The 1028-nt window shown below is 56.8% G+C and carries 1 rRNA gene; it reads right to left on the bottom strand.

Annotation, left to right across the window (positions count from 1 at the left end):
- Nucleotides 1–7 precede the first annotated feature (7 nt).
- Nucleotides 8–1028, bottom strand: a 23S ribosomal RNA gene (locus tag ACIBG4_RS42320); the annotation flags it as partial.

Genomic DNA, 1028 nt, shown 5'->3' with positions numbered 1-1028 from the left:
ATGCTTTGTGGTCAAGTCCTCGGCCTATTAGTACCGGTCAGCTCCACACGTTACCGTGCTTCCACCTCCGGCCTATCAACCCGGTCGTCTACCGGGAGCCTTACCCACTCTCGTGGTGGGAGACCTCATCTCAAGGCGAGCTTCCCGCTTAGATGCTTTCAGCGGTTATCCCTTCCGAACGTAGCCAACCAGCCATGCACCTGGCGGTACAACTGGCACACCAGAGGTTCGTCCGTCCCGGTCCTCTCGTACTAGGGACAGCTCCTTTCAAGTCTCCTGCGCGCGCAGCGGATAGGGACCGAACTGTCTCGCGACGTTCTAAACCCAGCTCGCGTACCGCTTTAATGGGCGAACAGCCCAACCCTTGGGACCTACTCCAGCCCCAGGATGCGACGAGCCGACATCGAGGTGCCAAACCATCCCGTCGATATGGACTCTTGGGGAAGATCAGCCTGTTATCCCCGGGGTACCTTTTAGCCGTTGAGCGACACCGCTTCCACATGCCGATGCCGGATCACTAGTCCCAGCTTTCGCTCCTGCTCGACCCGTCAGTCTCACAGTCAAGCTCCCTTGTGCACTTACACTCGACACCTGATTGCCAACCAGGCTGAGGGAACCTTTGGGCGCCTCCGTTACTCTTTAGGAGGCAACCGCCCCAGTTAAACTACCCACCAGACACTGTCCCCGATCCGGATCACGGACCAGAGTTAGACGTTCAAAACGACCAGAGTGGTATTTCACCAATGACTCCACCCGAACTAGCGTCCGAGCTTCCCAGTCTCCCACCTATCCTACACAAGACGTTCCAAACGCCAATGTCAAGCTGTAGTGAAGGTCCCGGGGTCTTTCCGTCCTGCTGCGCGTAACGAGCATCTTTACTCGTAATGCAATTTCGCCGGGTCTGCGGTTGAGACAGCGGGGAAGTCGTTACGCCATTCGTGCAGGTCGGAACTTACCCGACAAGGAATTTCGCTACCTTAGGATGGTTATAGTTACCACCGCCGTTTACCGGCGCTTAAGTTCTCACC

It is taken from the genome of Nonomuraea sp. NPDC050383, from assembly GCF_044459125.1.
Lineage (GTDB): Bacteria > Actinomycetota > Actinomycetes > Streptosporangiales > Streptosporangiaceae > Nonomuraea.
Note: the sequence above shows the minus strand (reverse complement) of the source record. Positions and strands in the feature narration are given on the sequence as shown.